At 34.3% G+C, this 15,950-nt stretch carries 19 protein-coding genes and 1 other annotated feature (1 of these 20 cut by a window edge); of the genes, 13 read left to right on the top strand and 6 right to left on the bottom strand.

Annotated elements, in window-relative coordinates; all coding sequences use genetic code 11:
- Positions 1 to 78: 78 nt before the first annotated feature.
- Entirely contained in the window at positions 79 to 732 is a 654-nt protein-coding gene (locus H9636_RS01575) for a GntR family transcriptional regulator (RefSeq protein WP_191705886.1), read from the bottom strand.
- Positions 733 to 915: 183 nt separating this feature from the next.
- Between H9636_RS01575 and H9636_RS01570 the strand changes: the two genes are divergently transcribed.
- The 9 genes from H9636_RS01570 (at position 916) to H9636_RS01530 (ending at position 8,656) form a co-directional block, all read left to right on the top strand.
- Positions 916 to 1,344: a CoA transferase gene (locus H9636_RS01570; protein WP_318240980.1), complete on the top strand. Its 429-nt coding sequence runs from the start codon at positions 916 to 918 to the stop codon at positions 1,342 to 1,344.
- Positions 1,307 to 1,648, top strand: coding sequence for an HpcH/HpaI aldolase/citrate lyase family protein (locus H9636_RS01565; RefSeq protein ID WP_225230010.1), 342 nt, complete (start codon positions 1,307 to 1,309; stop codon positions 1,646 to 1,648). Before H9636_RS01570 ends, H9636_RS01565 begins: the two co-directional genes overlap by 38 nt.
- 199 nt (positions 1,649 to 1,847) lie before the next feature.
- Positions 1,848 to 2,591: a sulfite exporter TauE/SafE family protein gene (locus tag H9636_RS01560; protein ID WP_191705884.1), complete on the top strand. Its 744-nt coding sequence runs from the start codon at positions 1,848 to 1,850 to the stop codon at positions 2,589 to 2,591.
- A 417-nt stretch (positions 2,592 to 3,008) separates the two neighbouring features.
- Positions 3,009 to 3,239: a DUF896 domain-containing protein gene (locus tag H9636_RS01555; protein ID WP_191705883.1), complete on the top strand. Its 231-nt coding sequence runs from the start codon at positions 3,009 to 3,011 to the stop codon at positions 3,237 to 3,239.
- Positions 3,240 to 3,374: 135 nt separating this feature from the next.
- Positions 3,375 to 5,369, top strand: a complete 1,995-nt coding sequence (gene tkt / locus H9636_RS01550; RefSeq protein WP_191705882.1) for a transketolase — start codon at positions 3,375 to 3,377, stop codon at positions 5,367 to 5,369.
- 123 nt (positions 5,370 to 5,492) lie between these two features.
- Positions 5,493 to 6,197, top strand: a complete 705-nt coding sequence (locus H9636_RS01545; protein WP_191705881.1) for a CoA transferase subunit A — start codon at positions 5,493 to 5,495, stop codon at positions 6,195 to 6,197.
- Entirely contained in the window at positions 6,197 to 6,853 is a 657-nt protein-coding gene (locus H9636_RS01540) for a 3-oxoacid CoA-transferase subunit B (protein ID WP_191705880.1), read from the top strand. Before H9636_RS01545 ends, H9636_RS01540 begins: the two co-directional genes overlap by 1 nt.
- Positions 6,854 to 6,932: 79 nt before the next feature.
- Complete coding sequence (locus H9636_RS01535; RefSeq protein WP_191705879.1) at positions 6,933 to 7,175, top strand: helix-turn-helix domain-containing protein; 243 nt, start codon at positions 6,933 to 6,935, stop codon at positions 7,173 to 7,175.
- Between the two features lie 491 nt (positions 7,176 to 7,666).
- A complete protein-coding gene (locus tag H9636_RS01530; RefSeq protein WP_191705878.1) occupies positions 7,667 to 8,656 on the top strand; it encodes an HD domain-containing protein in 990 nt (329 codons plus the stop codon).
- Between the two features lie 194 nt (positions 8,657 to 8,850).
- On the opposite strand, the gene H9636_RS01525 is transcribed toward H9636_RS01530, so the two are convergent.
- The 5 genes from H9636_RS01525 to H9636_RS01505 form a co-directional block, all read right to left on the bottom strand.
- Positions 8,851 to 9,483: a response regulator transcription factor gene (locus tag H9636_RS01525; protein WP_191705877.1), complete on the bottom strand. Its 633-nt coding sequence runs from the start codon at positions 9,481 to 9,483 to the stop codon at positions 8,851 to 8,853.
- Positions 9,484 to 9,513: 30 nt separating this feature from the next.
- A complete protein-coding gene (locus H9636_RS01520; protein WP_191705876.1) occupies positions 9,514 to 10,593 on the bottom strand; it encodes a sensor histidine kinase in 1,080 nt (359 codons plus the stop codon).
- Complete coding sequence (gene liaF, locus H9636_RS01515) at positions 10,590 to 11,267, bottom strand: cell wall-active antibiotics response protein LiaF (protein WP_191705875.1); 678 nt, start codon at positions 11,265 to 11,267, stop codon at positions 10,590 to 10,592. The genes H9636_RS01520 and liaF overlap by 4 nt, the downstream gene beginning before the upstream one ends.
- A gap of 117 nt (positions 11,268 to 11,384) precedes the next feature.
- The gene (locus H9636_RS01510; protein WP_191705874.1) at positions 11,385 to 12,041 is read right to left on the bottom strand and encodes a PspA/IM30 family protein; all 657 of its coding nucleotides are present in this window, start codon (positions 12,039 to 12,041) and stop codon (positions 11,385 to 11,387) included.
- A 14-nt stretch (positions 12,042 to 12,055) separates the two neighbouring features.
- The gene (locus H9636_RS01505) at positions 12,056 to 12,409 is read right to left on the bottom strand and encodes a lmo0954 family membrane protein (RefSeq protein ID WP_191705873.1); all 354 of its coding nucleotides are present in this window, start codon (positions 12,407 to 12,409) and stop codon (positions 12,056 to 12,058) included.
- Between the two features lie 230 nt (positions 12,410 to 12,639).
- Here H9636_RS01505 and sirA point away from each other — a divergent pair, with 230 nt between their 5' ends.
- The 4 genes from sirA (at position 12,640) to H9636_RS01485 (ending at position 15,722) form a co-directional block, all read left to right on the top strand.
- Positions 12,640 to 13,068, top strand: a complete 429-nt coding sequence (sirA, locus tag H9636_RS01500) for a sporulation inhibitor of replication protein SirA (RefSeq protein WP_191705872.1) — start codon at positions 12,640 to 12,642, stop codon at positions 13,066 to 13,068.
- Between the two features lie 217 nt (positions 13,069 to 13,285).
- Positions 13,286 to 13,507, top strand: coding sequence for a YneF family protein (locus H9636_RS01495; RefSeq protein ID WP_122973135.1), 222 nt, complete (start codon positions 13,286 to 13,288; stop codon positions 13,505 to 13,507).
- 309 nt (positions 13,508 to 13,816) lie between these two features.
- Entirely contained in the window at positions 13,817 to 14,800 is a 984-nt protein-coding gene (locus H9636_RS01490) for a permease (RefSeq protein ID WP_191705871.1), read from the top strand.
- A 10-nt stretch (positions 14,801 to 14,810) separates the two neighbouring features.
- Positions 14,811 to 15,722, top strand: coding sequence for a TIGR03943 family putative permease subunit (locus tag H9636_RS01485; RefSeq protein WP_191705870.1), 912 nt, complete (start codon positions 14,811 to 14,813; stop codon positions 15,720 to 15,722).
- A gap of 91 nt (positions 15,723 to 15,813) precedes the next feature.
- Positions 15,814 to 15,950 (top strand) — a binding site (T-box leader) (it continues 80 nt past the right edge of the window).

Genomic DNA, 15,950 nt, shown 5'->3' with positions numbered 1-15,950 from the left:
ATATTATTTTTATTAAATAATAATAGGCTAAAGCGTTTTGATGCTTCAGCCTATTTCTTAATCCCACTTCTTTAAAAATTATTTATTGATGGATTTTTTGATTTCTATAAAACTTCGATTTATGTGATGATTCATCAATTCATAAGCGTCCTCAGCATCTCCACTTTTAATGGCTAAAAAGATTTTTTCATGGTCAGCTACATAATCTTGATAATCTGTAATATGTGCTTGTAAAACATGGTTACGAATAAAAAGAGTTTTATTTTTGATTAAACCACAAATTTGGATTAAATGTTCGTTATGCGATGCTTCATCAATAAGATCGTGGAACTGTTGATTTAATTTAGTTAGCGTTTTATATTCTTTTTTTTCATTTGCCTCTTTCGACTTTTCAATAATTTCTCCAAGTAAAGCCAACTGTTCTTTTGTTATATTTTCTGCAGCTAATTTCGCTGCTAGTGATTCTAAACTTTTTCTACATTCGTATAAATCGAAAATATCCTTTTTTTCTGGATTATAAATATACATATTTTTGTCTTCTTTATAGATTAATCCGTCTTTTAAAATCATTTGTAATGCTTCTCTTAAAGTTCCCCGACTTACCTCTAATTCTTTTGCAATTTTAGTTTCAACTAATTTATCCCCTGGTTGAAATTCGCCTTTCATAATCATTTCGATCAACACAGAATATACCTGATTATGTAAAAGGTCATGTTTAATAATCCTAGTCATTACAACATCATCTCTCTCTTTAAAGTAATTATTTACTATATTTTACATGAATCAGTTTATGTTGAAAAGCAAAAAAGTTGACCGTCGACCGTTGACAATGATGGACGCATCTTTTATATTTAAATTATGTTGTAGAAAAAAATGGATTAAAAGAGCAAAAAATGTAATGAAGGAGTGGGTGTTGTGGGGGAATCATCTATTGGCCCGTTAGAAGGGGTTAAAGTATTGGAATTAGGTTCATTAATCGCTGGTCCCTTTGCAGGAAGATTATTCGCAGATTTTGGTGCAGAGGTATTAAAAATTGAACCTCCGAAGAAAGGTGATCCAATTCGAAAATGGAGATTATTACATAATGGTAATTCCCTTTGGTGGTATGTACAGTCTCGAAATAAAAAAAGTATCACGTTAGATTTAAAGAATGCAGAGGCACAAGCTGTTGTTAAGGAATTAGTGAAAGAAGTAGATATTATTATTGAAAATTTTAGACCGGGAACGCTTGAAAAATGGGGATTAGGCTATGAAGATTTAAACAGATCATCGTTTAGAGCTCCTATTTGCAAGATCACAACTAGTTTTGGCATCAAGACTAGCGCAATTGGAGGGACCAATTGATACTGTGTATGCGGATATTTATAATGAATCTGGTTTAAGAAAGGAAACAACTTTAAGTAAAGAATTAGGTTTTAAGGGGAAATTAATTGTCCATCCGGCTCAAATTAAAATTGTCAATGAAGTTTTTACTCCTTCAAAGTCTGAGGTTGAACAAGCAAGGAAAATAATTGATGCTGCGCACAAGGCTGAAAAGCAAGGAAAAGGTGTTGTAAACTTAGATGGTAAAATGATTGATTTGCCCGTTATTAAACAAGCAGAAGCAATTCTAGAATACTATAATCGGTTAGTTATCAACAACCAATAATTGTTTATTGTTCCCCCATTGGGTTTTGTATCGCCCTCAACAAGTAGTAGCCTGTCTTTAAACTGTAACTTTAAACGATAACCTATCCCCGTACTATGTTATGTCGTGTAGTACGGGGATCATTAAATACTTCAAAAAGTAATTATACGATTATAACACTTATGTAATAAGGTATCAGCACAATAATGGGGGAAATCACATGCTCATTGTTTTAGTTATGTTAATACTAGGTATACTGTTCGGTTTTATTGGTGGTGGAGGAGCTGGTTTTGTCATTGCTGTTTTAACTACCATTTTTAATATTCCCATTCATATGGCTTTAGCTACTTCCCTTACGGCCATGGCGTTTACAAGTATGTCGGGAGCGTTTAGCCATTATAGAGAAGGAAATACACATGTCAAAATCGGTTTGATTGTAGGAGTCTTTGCCGCGTTTGGCTCTTTTTTTGGAGCTAAAATAGCTGCTTTCATCCCCGCTCAATCTTTACTTTTGATGACAGCGGGTATGTTATTTTTATCGGCTCTTTTACTGTTGTTAAAATTGCTTATTTTTAATGAAAAAACTAGTCCAGTTTTGGAAATAAACAGTCCTTTAACATGGCTAAAAGCGATATTGTTAGGAATTATTTGCGGTATATTATCGGGTACGTTTGGAATCGGTTCAGCCCCATTTATTCAAGTTGGGTTACTCGTTTTGTTAAAACTAACTGTTCAGCAGGCAGTAGGAACTACTATGCTCGTGACAATTCCTCTCGCTATTGGTGGTGGAATTGGTTTTTATTTTGAAGGTATTATTAATTATTTATTACTAATTCAAGTTTTAATTGGTACAGTATGCGGTGCTTATATTGGAGCAAAGTTTACGGGCATTGTACCTAAGAAAATATTAAAAACTACCGTTATTTTAACCCCTACTATTGCAGGTATTATTTTATTAATTTAAAAATGGAATTAGTGTAAATGGGGGTAATACTAATTTAACTATTACCTCCTTCTGGACAGGCCTTTAGTTCTAAGTAAAAAACAGAAATATTCTATACGGAGAAAAATTAAGCAGTCAAATGTCAAAAATACACAAGGCAACTATTTTCATTCTTCCTATCCTCTCTAAAAGAACCTCGACCCCATCATTTTTATTCCCTAGTTGAGTTACAAAGTAGAATTTTATTATAAATTGAAAAAACGTTCATGATTGTAACGTGCTTATTATCAATTTTAATTTCTACTTTTTAAAGGTGTTTTACTTGCGCTTCTTCTCTTTTTTTCTTACCTTTGAAGTATTGAATATCTTCATTTAGTATTTAAAAGAATGATAAGAATTTATTATGCTAAATGGTTGAGATAGAAAGGTGAGAAAAGGATGTTATCAAAAGAAAAAATTGCTCGTATTAATGAGCTATCAAAAAAGGCAAAAGAGGGTAAATTAACGGAAGCAGAGGCAAAAGAGCGTACTTCACTTAGAAAAGAGTATTTAGAATCTTTCCGTTCTTCATTCCGTAATACAATTGAAAATGTACAAGTTTATGATGCCAATGGAAACGACGTTACACCAGATAAAATTAAAAAAATTCAACGAAATAAACTCAATTAATAGTTGATAGAAATGTGATATATTTCAAACAAGTATGACATAATTCTAAAATGTCTTTGAATAGGATTGTTTTATTAGAAAATCTTGTCTAAACTGTATAAGAACAATAATTAGCACGAGAAAGGATGTCAAATAATGGCACAAAACGCGGATCTTTTAGCAATTAATGCTATCCGAACTTTATCTATTGATGCAATCGAAAAAGCAAACTCTGGTCATCCAGGTTTACCAATGGGTGCGGCTCCAATGGCTTACGCACTTTGGACAAAACAATTGCGTCATAATCCTCAAAATCCAAAATGGTATAATCGCGACCGTTTTGTTTTATCAGCTGGTCACGGTTCAATGTTACTATATAGCTTATTACACCTTGGTGGATATGGTTTAGACATGGAGGAAATTAAAAATTTCCGTCAATGGGGTTCTAAAACTCCAGGACATCCTGAGTATGGACATACAGTAGGTGTAGAGGCAACAACAGGTCCGCTTGGACAAGGGATTGCCATGTCAGTAGGGATGGCTATGGCTGAACGTCATTTAGCTGCTACATATAATAAACCAGGTCATGAAATCGTTGATCATTATACGTTTGCATTATGTGGCGATGGCGATTTAATGGAAGGTGTTGCTGCTGAGGCGATTTCTTTAGCTGGACACTTACAATTAGATAAATTAATCGTTTTATATGATTCGAATGATATATCTTTAGATGGTGATTTAGCGAAATCATTCTCTGAAAATGTACAAAAACGCTTCGAATCTTATGGTTGGAACTATATTCATGTCGCTGAAGGTACGGATGTAGATGCAGTCAATGAAGCTATTGAGAAAGCGAAACAATCAAAAGGAAAACCAACGTTAATCGAAGTGAAAACGGTGATTGGTTATGGTTCGCCAAACAAATCAGGTAAGGCGGATTCCCATGGTGCACCTCTTGGTACAGATGAAGTCGTTTTAACAAAAGCTACTTATGGTTGGGAACATGAACCATTCCAAATTCCTGAAGAAGTGTATTCCATCTTCAAAGAAGCTGCTGACAAACAAGGGGTTCAACCAGAAGCAGAATGGAACGCAAAATTTGAAAGCTACAAAGCGGAATACCCAGAGTTAGCTGAGCAATTCATTAAAGCAATGAACAATGAACTACCTAAAGACTATGATGCTGAAGTTCCTGTTTATGAAGCAGGGAAATCAATCGCTACTCGTTCATCGTCAGGGGAAGTAATTAATGCGTTAGCGAAAAAAGTTCCTTCCTTCTTCGGTGGTAGTGCAGACCTTGCGGGCTCTAACAAAACAACGATTAAAGGTGCAGGCGATTTCTTCCCTGATACACCAGAAGGTCGCAATATTTGGTTTGGTGTTCGTGAATTTGCAATGGGTGCGGCCTTAAACGGTATGGCATTACATGGCGGATTAAATGTATTTGGAGGAACATTCTTTGTATTCTCTGACTATGTTCGTCCAGCTGTACGTTTATCTGCATTAATGGGATTACCTGTTACTTATGTATTTACTCACGATTCAATTGCAGTTGGAGAAGATGGACCAACTCATGAACCAGTAGAACATTTAGCTTCCTTACGAGCTATGCCAAATCTTTCTGTCATTCGTCCAGCTGATGCAAATGAATCTGCTGAAGCTTGGAAATTAGCTGTGTCATCTAAAAATGTACCGACAGTGCTTGTTCTTTCTCGTCAAAACTTACCGGTATTAGAAACGACAGCTAAGCTAGCAAAAGATGGAGTTGCTAAAGGGGCGTATGTTGTTTCACCAGCAACAAAAGAAACGCCAGATGCTATTTTAATTGCTACTGGATCAGAAGTTTCTTTAGCGGTAGAGGCTCAAAAACAATTGTTAGCTGAAGGGATGGACGTATCCGTTGTTTCGATGCCATCTATGGATCGTTTTGAACAACAATCAGCTGAATATAAAGAGTCTGTATTACCGAAAGCTGTAACAAAACGTTTAGCAATCGAAATGGGTTCTTCTTTTGGTTGGCATAAATATACAGGTTTCGAAGGAGATATTCTTGCGATTGATCAATTTGGTGCAAGTGCTCCTGGGGAAATCGTTATGGAGAAATATGGCTTTACAGTTGACAATGTTGTCGCAAAAGTAAAAGCATTATAATCACAAATTCGACCTATGAACTTAGTTCATAGGTCCTTTTTTATAAAAAAATTAAAAAACTATTCGGCATAGTGGAATGATAGCTTTGTTTCTATCATATATAGATAAAGGAGGTGTGGAAAAATGTCAAAAATAATTGAATCAATGGAAGAAGTATTAGAAGGATTAAAAGATAACGATACGATTTTAGTAGGTGGCTTTGGTTTGTGTGGTATCCCTGAAAATGCAATCCAAACAATTGCCAAGATGGGAGTTAAAAACCTAACCGTGGTCAGTAACAATTGTGGCATCGATGATTGGGGGTTAGGTTTGCTATTAAAAAATAAACAAATTAAAAAAATGATTGGCTCCTACGTAGGAGAAAATAAAATTTTTGAACAACAACTATTAAATGGAGAACTGGAAGTAGAATTAACACCACAAGGAACTTTAGCAGAAAGGATTCGTGCAGGTGGTGCTGGTATACCTGCTTTCTATACTGCTACGGGGGTAGGGACCCTCGTAGCGGAAGGCAAAGAGACAAAGGTTTTTGACGGAAAAACTTATATAGAAGAACGAGCGATAGTAGGAGATTTTGCCTTTGTGAAAGCATGGAAAGCCGATACTTTAGGAAATCTTGTCTATCGGAAAACAGCACGGAATTTTAATCCAATTGTTGCAACAGCAGGGAAAGTTACAATCGCTGAAGTAGAGGAAATTGTAGAAGCAGGTAGTCTTGATCCTGATCATATTCATACACCTGCTGTTTACGTTCAACATGTATTCCTCGGTTCGAACTTTGAAAAGCGAATTGAACGAAAAATCACTCGTAAAGAGGTGAATGTATAATGTCTAATCGATTATTAATCGTACAAAGAGCAGTAAAAGAGATTGAAAATGGAATGGTCGTTAACCTTGGTATTGGCATGCCAACCCTCGTAGCGAATGAGATTCCATCTGATTATCAAGTGCTATTACAATCCGAAAATGGATTATTAGGAATTGGTGCTTACCCGACAGAGGAAGAGGTAGATCCAGATTTAATTAATGCAGGAAAAGAAACCGTTACGACTGTAAAAGGTGCTTCCTTTTTTGATTCTGCCGAAAGCTTTGCGATGATTCGCGGCGGACATGTTGATATTGCGATTTTAGGTGGAATGGAAGTATCAGAAACAGGCGATTTAGCAAACTGGATGATTCCAGGGAAAATGGTAAAAGGCATGGGGGGTGCAATGGATTTAGTACATGGTGCAAAACGAGTCGTTGTCATAATGGAACATGTTTCAAAAAACGGGGAATCGAAAGTGAAGAAGGAATGTACTTTACCATTAACTGGTCAAGGAGTTGTGGATCGTTTAATTACCGATTTAGGCGTGTTTGATTTTACGAATGAAGGTATGATTCTAGTAGAAACCGCACCTGGAGTAACGGTAGAAGAAATAAAAAATAAAACAGAAGCGTCCTTTTCAATCGCCAAAGATTTAGCAGAGATGGAAGTCCGTTAAAACTTTTAGTATTTAAAGAATAATATTTCAAAATCTTTGACCTGTTTTTGCTGTTACTTTTTCACTTGAGGAGTAATCTATGAATAATAATTCAATTTCGAAAGCCTTTGCTGTTTTGCGTGCCTTCATCGATGAACAACCTCAGTGGGGAGTCAATGAGTTAGCTCGATATTTACGTTTACCACCTAGTACATTACATCGCATCTTAACTATATTACGAGATGAAAATCTATTAACTGTCGATGAACAGACAAAACGATATAAAATTGGAACAGAGATGATAAGATTATCGACCAACTATAAAAAAAATATAGATCGTTAGCATGATTTCAATCCTATTCTCATAAACTATATTACTTTTCAGGAAGGATTTCTTGGGGAGTTAGGCAAACCTTATATTTTTAACTACTACAACGAATCTTTTGTAGTAGTTTTTTTGTGCTTAGTAATAATGAAAGGCTACTAATTCGAGTTTTCCTACTTATAATTATAAAAAATGCTTAGTTAAATCATTCTATTGATAATTGAAGTGAACAAACGAATGTTCTACAATTAAATAGAGAACATTCGTTTGAAAGGATTGTTTTTAGTAGAATTGCTAGAGGAGATTAAAAAGTCGAATAGTTTCAACATCGTTAAAAAACTTTTTACAAGGGAACCTGTATTGCAAGAAGTAACTCAACGAAATACAAAGACAGTTAAACTTATGCCCTTTAAAAAAGTAGTACGGTTTGGTAAATGTTTTTCACCAACAGTAACATGAAAGGCATAGGCGATCAATTTTCTGCAATCGTGCATAAAGGGGTAAGTAAAATGAAGATAATAGATCCTATTTACGGAGACTATGTAATTGATGGAATTCTTGAAGAACTTATTTATAGTAATCCAGTTCAAAGATTGAAAGGTGTTTACCAGGGAGGAGCAAGTTATTTTGTTAATGAAAAGTGGGATGTAACAAGATATGAACATTCCGTAGGCGTAATGCTCCTAATAAAAAAACTTGGTGGCTCTTTAGAAGAACAAATTGCTGGATTATTACACGATATATCGCATACTGCATTTTCACATGTTATAGATTTTGTGTTTGAAAATAGAGACGAGGATTACCACGAAAAAATTTATGATCAAATCATCACTAATTCAGAAATCCCTTATATTCTTAGTAAATACGGATACGATTATAGAAGTCTTCTATTAGATAACAGTAAATGGAGTTTGCTCGAACAGCCTGCTCCTGAGTTATGCGTTGACAGGATAGATTATACTTTGAGAGATATGTATCACTACGAGAACATCACAATAGAAGAAATTGAAATCTTCTTACATAATCTAATTATTATAGAAGGAAAAATATATCTAAAGGATATAAATACTGCTGAATGGTTTGTAAAAATTTATTACAAAGAGGTTATTGATTTTTTTATGAATCCACTAAATATTTATGGTTATGATTTATTGGCTAAGACTTTAAAAATTGCTTTGGATAAAAAAATAATCACTATGAATACATTGCTGGGAACTGACGAAGAAGTGTTGAACCTCTTACGATTATCCAACGATAAAGATGTTGAAAATCTTTTAAATCAAATACATCAAAGCGTAAAAGTTGAAGAAGATACAGTAGAATATCATTTACATCGTAAAAATAAATTAAGGCTAATTGATCCATCAGTATTCTATAATGCTCAACTTATACCTTCTTCTGAAATATCAACTGAAATTAAAAAAATGAACGAAAACGCTAAAAGAAAAGCTGAGGAAGGAACGTATGTAAAAATAATTTCAAATGAATTTATTTCTTGAATTTTCGATATAACAAGTACTAAAGGACTTCAAATAAGAAGTCCCGAAAATTTTTATGAAAAAACATAATAGAGTTTAACAAAGCCAAAAAAGATGAAAAAGAGGGTTGTGTATACAATGTTCCTTTTCATCAACAATACTATTTTTAATTTGAATGGCTTTAAAATGGAAAGATAATAGTGATGTTAGGATTATTATTTTACTAACCCATTTTGAAATGCATAGACAACAGCTTGCGTACGGTCCTGTACATCTAATTTGGCTAAAATGTTGCTAACATGAGTTTTGACCGTCTTTAAGGCGATAAATAATTCATCGGCAATATCTTGGTTTGTTTTGCCTTGGGCTACGAGTAGAAGTACTTCCATTTCCCGTTCCGTCAGTTGTTCGTAAAGAGGGGAGGAGGAGTTACTTCGCATTCGTGACATCATTTTCGTTGTAACTTCTGGTTCTAAAACCGTTTCACCATTCATTGTTTTACGAATCGCTTCTGCAATTTGTTTTGCATTGGATGTTTTTAATATGTAACTGACTGCACCAGCTTCTAAGGCAGGATAAACTTTGTCATCATCTAAGAAACTAGTTACCATCATAATTTTTGCAGTCGGCCACTTTTGTAAAATTTGCGCGGTTGCCTCCGCACCAGTTAAAACGGGCATAACATTATCCATTAAAATAATATCAGGCTTCAATTCGAGGGCTTTTTCAATCGCTTCTGCACCATTTGTCGCCTCGCCAACAACGGTCATATCCTGTTGTGCTGAAAGGTAGGCCGATACACCGATCCGTACCATTTCATGATCATCGACTATTAACACTCTTATCATATTTCCATCTCCCATTTCAAACTTTCAATTTTAATGATTTCCACCATCTTCTTTTTTCTCAATTATAGAAGCACTTTTTTTCGATGGTTCAATGTGGTCAGTGTGTTTAATTGGCACTTTTACTTCCACAATCGTTCCTTCCCCTGGAACAGAAACAATTTTATAAGTACAACCGATTTCCACTGCCCGTTCTGCTATATTTTTCAATCCATAGGAAGTGTTTTTATCTTCTTCCATATGAAAACCTTGGCCATTATCTTGAATACGTAAAATGCCAACATTGTCTCTCGCAATCAATAGTAGTTCTACTTCAGATGCTTTTGCATGCCGTAATGTATTGGATAATGCCTCTTGTGCAATACGGAATAAATGATCTTCTTCCGCTTTTGAAAGGACAATTTCTTCGATTTGGTATTCAATATTGAAATAGACTTTTTGTTGTAGTTCTTGAATGAGCTCGGTTAATCCTTGAGCAAGCGTATTGTTTCTAAGGGCAATTGGACGTAAATGAAGTAATAAAGCTCTCATTTCTAATTGGGCTTGCTGAACAATTTTCTCCACTTGAGTTAAAGTCGTTTTTGAAGATCCGAGATCCTCATCTCGCTCGGTAATAGAAGATAATAACATAGATGCAGCAAACAGTTGTTGTGATACAGAGTCATGTAGTTCTCTAGCTAACCGCTGCCTTTCCGCAATAATTTGTTCTTGGATAATTTTATCATTTGCTTCCGCTTTCTCATTGGATAAACGCTGTAAGCTTTTTCTTTGCGTTTCAATTAATTCATTTGCTTGGGTTAAAGCCTTTTTTAATGTATATGAAATATTTCTCTTTTTCTTCAATGAAAAATCAGGCTCTACTAACTGTTTTACGTAACGAGTAGCAGATACTTCCCTCGATTTAGCCACAGCACTCATCCATATACTAATAATAAAACTAATCATAAAGAGAGCAATCAGGATAATCGTAAGAATAGGGAAATTTTCAACATCTTGCTCCCATAAAAAACTCCAATCTTCATCTGGGGTTCCTTCAAATAAATAGATAAAACCAAACGTCATGCTACTTAATAATAGGAATAGTGTGATGATACGAAAAACAAAGGATATCATTTTCGAATCACCTCCACATCTCCTAACCAAGTTGCTACATGGATAATTAGTTTGCGCTTAGCGTCCTCAGGATGACCATCTTCGAAAACAAGCTTTTCATTTATCAGTCTTTTGGATTTCCCTAAAAGTCTCGCTTCCCCTAATATCGTGGAATATTGGATGCGGAAAGGGATTTCATATGGTAAAACGATAGTTACTTTGCCGATGGATTGACGGATTGAGATGACAGAAGTTCCTGCCGGTAAAATTGTTTCCGTCGCATCGATTGTTATATCGCCAATTAATTTTTGAATATGCACATCTTCCCATTTATATTGTTCAAGGGGGGAAGTAGTACTACCAAAAAGGTCATTTTTCTTTAAAGTTGTTGGAACTAATTGGGTATCGATCATAATGGTTTTTTGTTCCTTTGTAAGATGCTTATAAAGGAGATAAATTAAAATACCAACGATTAGAAGTCGTAAACTCCAAACCGATAAAATAGCGAAAAAGATAAATAAACTACCAACCCAGAAAAACATTCTTTTATTTTTTGAAAAGCTATAATAGAGTAGGAGAGCACCAATAATAAGTAAAAAGGCGCCACCATTATTAAAAATCGTAAGCTCAACGAACACAATTAATAACACGGTGATTGTGATGAATGTTAATAGGTCCGTACTCAATCTGTTCAAGATGGTTCCTCCTTTTTACGATTTAAGTTGCTGTTCCTTTAAAAATGAGTCTTTTATACAGAATCTAAGGAGAAGACTCGTAAAAGCCTTCTCCTAATATTGGTTATTATAACATGTTTAGTCGTTTGTACTAGATGTGTTCTGTTCTATTTCTTTTACATTGCTACTATGATGAGTTTTTTCAAGTCCAGCTAAACGTGCCTCTAATTGAGTCCGTTCATAATCTTTTTCAATTTTATTCGCAAGATTATCAATGTAAGAAGATAAATCATCGAAATTCGATTCCTGATTTGATTCAATAACGGCGTTCATTTTATGATGGGCGCGTGTAACATTCTCTTTTCCCATTAATTGAAGCTGACGTACCTTCATATCTTTAATTTTGTGCTTCATTGTTTCAAATTTTTGTTCAAGTGCGATAAATTCCTTATTTGTTGTTTCAAGACTTTCTAATAACGTAATTTGACGCGTTTTATATGTTTCAACTTCAGAACGGGCAAATGTTATTAAATCTTCTTCCATTGCTTGTTCAGCTAGTTGTAGCTGTGCAGTGCGTTTTTCTAGCATGTCATTTGCTTCTTTTAATTCACTTTCTAGTTGTTCCTTTAATTTTTCCTGTCTTTGTAGTAATTTCCCTGTTTGTTCCGTTTGTTTTTCCGCTTCTCGTATATACTGATTTAACATTGCAACTGGATTTTTTCTTTCCTTTTTATCGAAAAGTTCGTGTAAATCTGCCTCTACCGTATATTTAAATCTTTTTAATAAACCTACCATTTCTTATCTCTCCTTTATTTTGTTAATTTTGCCCATTCTTTTTCAAAGTTTGTGAATGGATCACTCGAATCTTCTTTTATTTGTTTCAAAGAAACTTCTTCGTTGTTCCATTTTTTATAAATGATATATAGAACAACTAATGCAGCTAAACCGATAATCGCTGGTACATTTGAAATGGCTGAAAATATACCCACAAGACCAATTGCAACCCAAACTACTTTCATCATTGTTGATGTTGCCTTTACGTAATAATGCATACCTAAGAAGACTAGTAATGCAGAAAAAGCAAAGCCAAGTAGTGGCCCAACTAAACAAAGGGCGACGATTGCAGTGATACCTCCAACTAATAATAGAAATAATTTTTTCATTTCTCTTGCTCCTTTCTGTTGTACCTTTATGTTATCTCTTAAAGATATTTCTTAAAACGGACTCGAATTGCATTTTTCACTAGGTCTTGGGGCTGAGAGAATCTAGGAAAAGTGAACGAAATTAGTCATTCATGCTATTTTGACAAAAATAGAAGAAAAGTCATGACACCCTTTGACAAAATATTCAGAATCTATTCTTTATAATGTTAGTAATGAGAGGAGGACGTAACATGAGAACATATTCAATATTTCATATAAAAAAACAGTACCAGTCTTTTGTATTTGGAAGGGAAAGAATGCTTCTTGAAATGGTATCGACTAAAGAGCAAGCTCTCGAGTCCTCTGCGGATAAGCAGCTAAGCTATCTCTGTGAACCAATCGAAGGAAGAATGGTACATGGTGTAATTTACGAGCATTTAAAAAAGAGTTTCCCGACAATTCAATGGGTAGATGATTATTTAAAATTTGAACACCGACTTAAAGGTGGTTTAAAAATAAAAGTATGTAATTATCATATAGAGGCCATTTGTGAGGGATCCCGCATGTTAGATTTGGATTTATTCCATAGTTTGAGCCAAATGAATGATTCGTTTATAGCTTTCAACACGGAAGAATCGGAATGTGGCTGGTTAAAACCGATTAAACATGCATCTTACTAGAAATGAATAGTTTTTACGGCGGATGGGTTTGAGATAACGTTTATAGAAAAAACAGTTGAAAAGCTAGTATCTAAGCAGTTTATAGTGTATAATCCTTCATGGAGAGTTTATCTTTGTTCTCTTTATATGAATGTAAAACTTGATTTTCCATGCATATAAAGCGGTTGAACAAAGTTTGATTCATGGTATCAACGGCAGTGGAGGAGGTAGGCACAAAATGGCTACATGGGCTTGGATTCTTATCGTAATTATCGCTCTAGTAGGGGGCGTTGCACTAGGTTTCTTTTTAGCACGTCAGTATATGATGAAATATTTAAAAGAAAACCCACCAATCAATGAACAAATGATTCGTGTCATGATGGCTCAAATGGGACGTAAACCATCTGAAAAGCAAGTTCGTCAAATGATGGCACAAATGAACAAATTACAAAGTAAATAATTGTAATCTCAACAACAGTTTGCATAAGTTAAACTGTTGTTTTACTTTCTATGGTTAAGTAAAATTTTTCGAAAGTGTAATTTTAGCTTTAAGCTGAAATTGCACTTTTTCATTTTTTAAGTAATTTATTTTGTCATTTGAAAAATAATCATTTTTTTAGCATGTTTTAATGTTTCCATACTAAAATTACTATAGGAGATTTGAAAAATAGTATGTTGTAATTTTGATAATAGAAAATTTAGAACAAGGTAGATATAAATGTTAACGAACAACTAGTCCTATGAAAATATGTAGAAGGAGTGAGTTTCAATGCCCTATAGCAAAAAATCCTCTTTTAATCTATCTACGATCATTTTCCTCCTTTTAGTCCTTGGTTTCGTTTTTTTTAGTCCATTTTTCGTTACGGAAAAAATGACTTCTTTACCCCAGTTAAATACAATTTTTCTTAGCATTTTAATCGAAGCCATTCCATTTGTTTTAATAGGTGTTCTGATTGCCGGTTTTATTCAAATATTTATAACGGAAGAACATATCAAGTCATGGATACCAAAAAGTAAAGTAAAGGCAGTGTTGACGAGTTGTATTGTTGGTGCATTATTCCCTGCTTGTGAATGTGGGATCGTTCCGATTGTTCGAAAATTAATCGATAAAGGTGTCCCATTGTATGCAGGTGTTGGATTTTTATTAACTGGTCCTTTAATTAATCCGATTGTTATTCTTTCAACGTACATGGCATTTGGGAATGATATGAGAATGGCTTTGTTACGTATGGGGGTTGGCTTCATCGCAGCGTTAGCCATTGCCTTAGTAATTAGTTTTTTATTTAAGTCCAATCAATTAAAACAAAAGGAACGTAGTGTCTCAAATTCAATAGCAAAACGACCACCTTTATATCAGAGAGTAAAAGGGATGTTCCAACATTCGATTGATGAATTTTTTGACATGAGTAAGTATTTAATTATTGGTGCCTTTGTGGCAGCTTCTTTACAAACCTTCGTCCCCGCCCAATCATTGTTAGCATTTGGCGATAGTGTTTATCATTCAACGATTGTGATGATGGGATTAGCATTCTTTTTATCGTTATGCTCAGAGGCGGATGCCTTTATCGGAGCTTCCTTTCGAAATTTGTTTCCTTCCACTTCGATTCTAGCCTTTTTAGTGTATGGTCCAATGATTGATTTGAAAAATATGATTATGTTATTAAGTGTCTTTAAAGCGAGATTTGTTTTCGTACTATTTCTACTGATTACGTCTATTGTCTATTTATTTGTAACGCTCACTAGTTTCCTATAGGGGTGATTCTATGCAGTTTCACTTGCAACATTTTATCAAGGCTATTGTATTAGGCGTTTTTGTTTTGTTTTTCCTTGATTTACATTTGTCTGGTGACATTATGAAATATATTAACCCGAAATATCAAAATATTAGTAAATTAGCAGCTGGGATATTTATCGTTTTGTTTTTTGTACAGCTTTTCCGTATTTTTCAAAGAAAAGGAAAAGGACATCATCATGGATGTGGTCCTGGGTGTCATCACGGTCATGACCATGGTAATGAACAATTTAATTTATCAAGATTATTCAGTTACAGTGTGATGATTTTTCCTATTATTACGGGATTTGCATTTGAACCAGCTACTTTAAATTCTACCATTGCATCAAATAAAGGATCGATTTTTTCCCAAGTAAATCAAAAGGAAACTTCCCCTTTGAATGAAACAACTCTTACAGATAAAGAAAATATTGATATTTACTCTAGTGACCATGTCCCATTAGTTAATAACAATTATTTATCAAATGAAGAATATGAGAAAAAGTTATTGTTACTTGAGAATAGTGAGACGATCCAAATGCAAGAAGATATATTTGGTACTTATTATGAAGAATTAAATGAACAACCAAAAGATTATGTAGGAAGAACAATTAAAATGAGCGGCTTTGTTTTTAAAGAAGATGGGGTTAATTCAAATCAATTAGTAGTATCCCGCTTTATGATCACCCATTGTATAGCGGATGCTAGTATTTTAGGACTTTTAGCGGAATTTAAAGAGGCAAATTCCTTTAAAGAAGATACTTGGCTTGAAATTGAAGGCGTGTTAGATGTTACAAAATACGGGGAATATGAAATACCGGTTATAAAAGCGACTAGCTGGAAAGTAATTGATGAGCCGACGGAACCATATGTTTATCCGGTATTAACGTTAGCTGACTCGTAACGATGGATGAAATGCTCAAATCACTGTATTATTAAAATTTTCTTGCATTTTATTTCACGATTCTGTAGAATCAATTTAAATTTAATGAATGAAAAATTCGATGAAAAAGACAGTAGCTAATATGGAAGGGAAAGCGAATTAGGGATGGTGGGAGCCTAATACTGAAAATATTAGTGAAACGCACTTTGGAGAAACTTCTTGAAACTTAGTAGAGAAGATCGGGGGAGT

Origin of the sequence: Ureibacillus galli, assembly GCF_014836845.1 — a bacterium.
Lineage (GTDB): Bacteria > Bacillota > Bacilli > Bacillales_A > Planococcaceae > Ureibacillus > Ureibacillus galli.
Note: the sequence above shows the minus strand (reverse complement) of the source record. Positions and strands in the feature narration are given on the sequence as shown.

Bases quoted from the DNA above. Each gene is read 5' to 3' on its own strand.
- H9636_RS01575 (WP_191705886.1), bottom strand. From the start codon at position 732: ATGACTAGGATTATTAAACATGACCTTTTACATAATCAGGTATATTCT.
- H9636_RS01560 (WP_191705884.1), top strand. From the start codon at position 1,848: ATGCTCATTGTTTTAGTTATGTTAATACTAGGTATACTGTTCGGTTTT.
- H9636_RS01555 (WP_191705883.1), top strand. From the start codon at position 3,009: ATGTTATCAAAAGAAAAAATTGCTCGTATTAATGAGCTATCAAAAAAG.
- tkt (WP_191705882.1), top strand. From the start codon at position 3,375: ATGGCACAAAACGCGGATCTTTTAGCAATTAATGCTATCCGAACTTTA.
- H9636_RS01545 (WP_191705881.1), top strand. From the start codon at position 5,493: ATGTCAAAAATAATTGAATCAATGGAAGAAGTATTAGAAGGATTAAAA.
- H9636_RS01540 (WP_191705880.1), top strand. From the start codon at position 6,197: ATGTCTAATCGATTATTAATCGTACAAAGAGCAGTAAAAGAGATTGAA.
- H9636_RS01535 (WP_191705879.1), top strand. From the start codon at position 6,933: ATGAATAATAATTCAATTTCGAAAGCCTTTGCTGTTTTGCGTGCCTTC.
- H9636_RS01530 (WP_191705878.1), top strand. From the start codon at position 7,667: ATGAAGATAATAGATCCTATTTACGGAGACTATGTAATTGATGGAATT.
- H9636_RS01525 (WP_191705877.1), bottom strand. From the start codon at position 9,483: ATGATAAGAGTGTTAATAGTCGATGATCATGAAATGGTACGGATCGGT.
- H9636_RS01520 (WP_191705876.1), bottom strand. From the start codon at position 10,593: ATGATATCCTTTGTTTTTCGTATCATCACACTATTCCTATTATTAAGT.
- H9636_RS01510 (WP_191705874.1), bottom strand. From the start codon at position 12,041: ATGGTAGGTTTATTAAAAAGATTTAAATATACGGTAGAGGCAGATTTA.
- H9636_RS01505 (WP_191705873.1), bottom strand. From the start codon at position 12,409: ATGAAAAAATTATTTCTATTATTAGTTGGAGGTATCACTGCAATCGTC.
- sirA (WP_191705872.1), top strand. From the start codon at position 12,640: ATGAGAACATATTCAATATTTCATATAAAAAAACAGTACCAGTCTTTT.
- H9636_RS01495 (WP_122973135.1), top strand. From the start codon at position 13,286: ATGGCTACATGGGCTTGGATTCTTATCGTAATTATCGCTCTAGTAGGG.
- H9636_RS01490 (WP_191705871.1), top strand. From the start codon at position 13,817: ATGCCCTATAGCAAAAAATCCTCTTTTAATCTATCTACGATCATTTTC.
- H9636_RS01485 (WP_191705870.1), top strand. From the start codon at position 14,811: ATGCAGTTTCACTTGCAACATTTTATCAAGGCTATTGTATTAGGCGTT.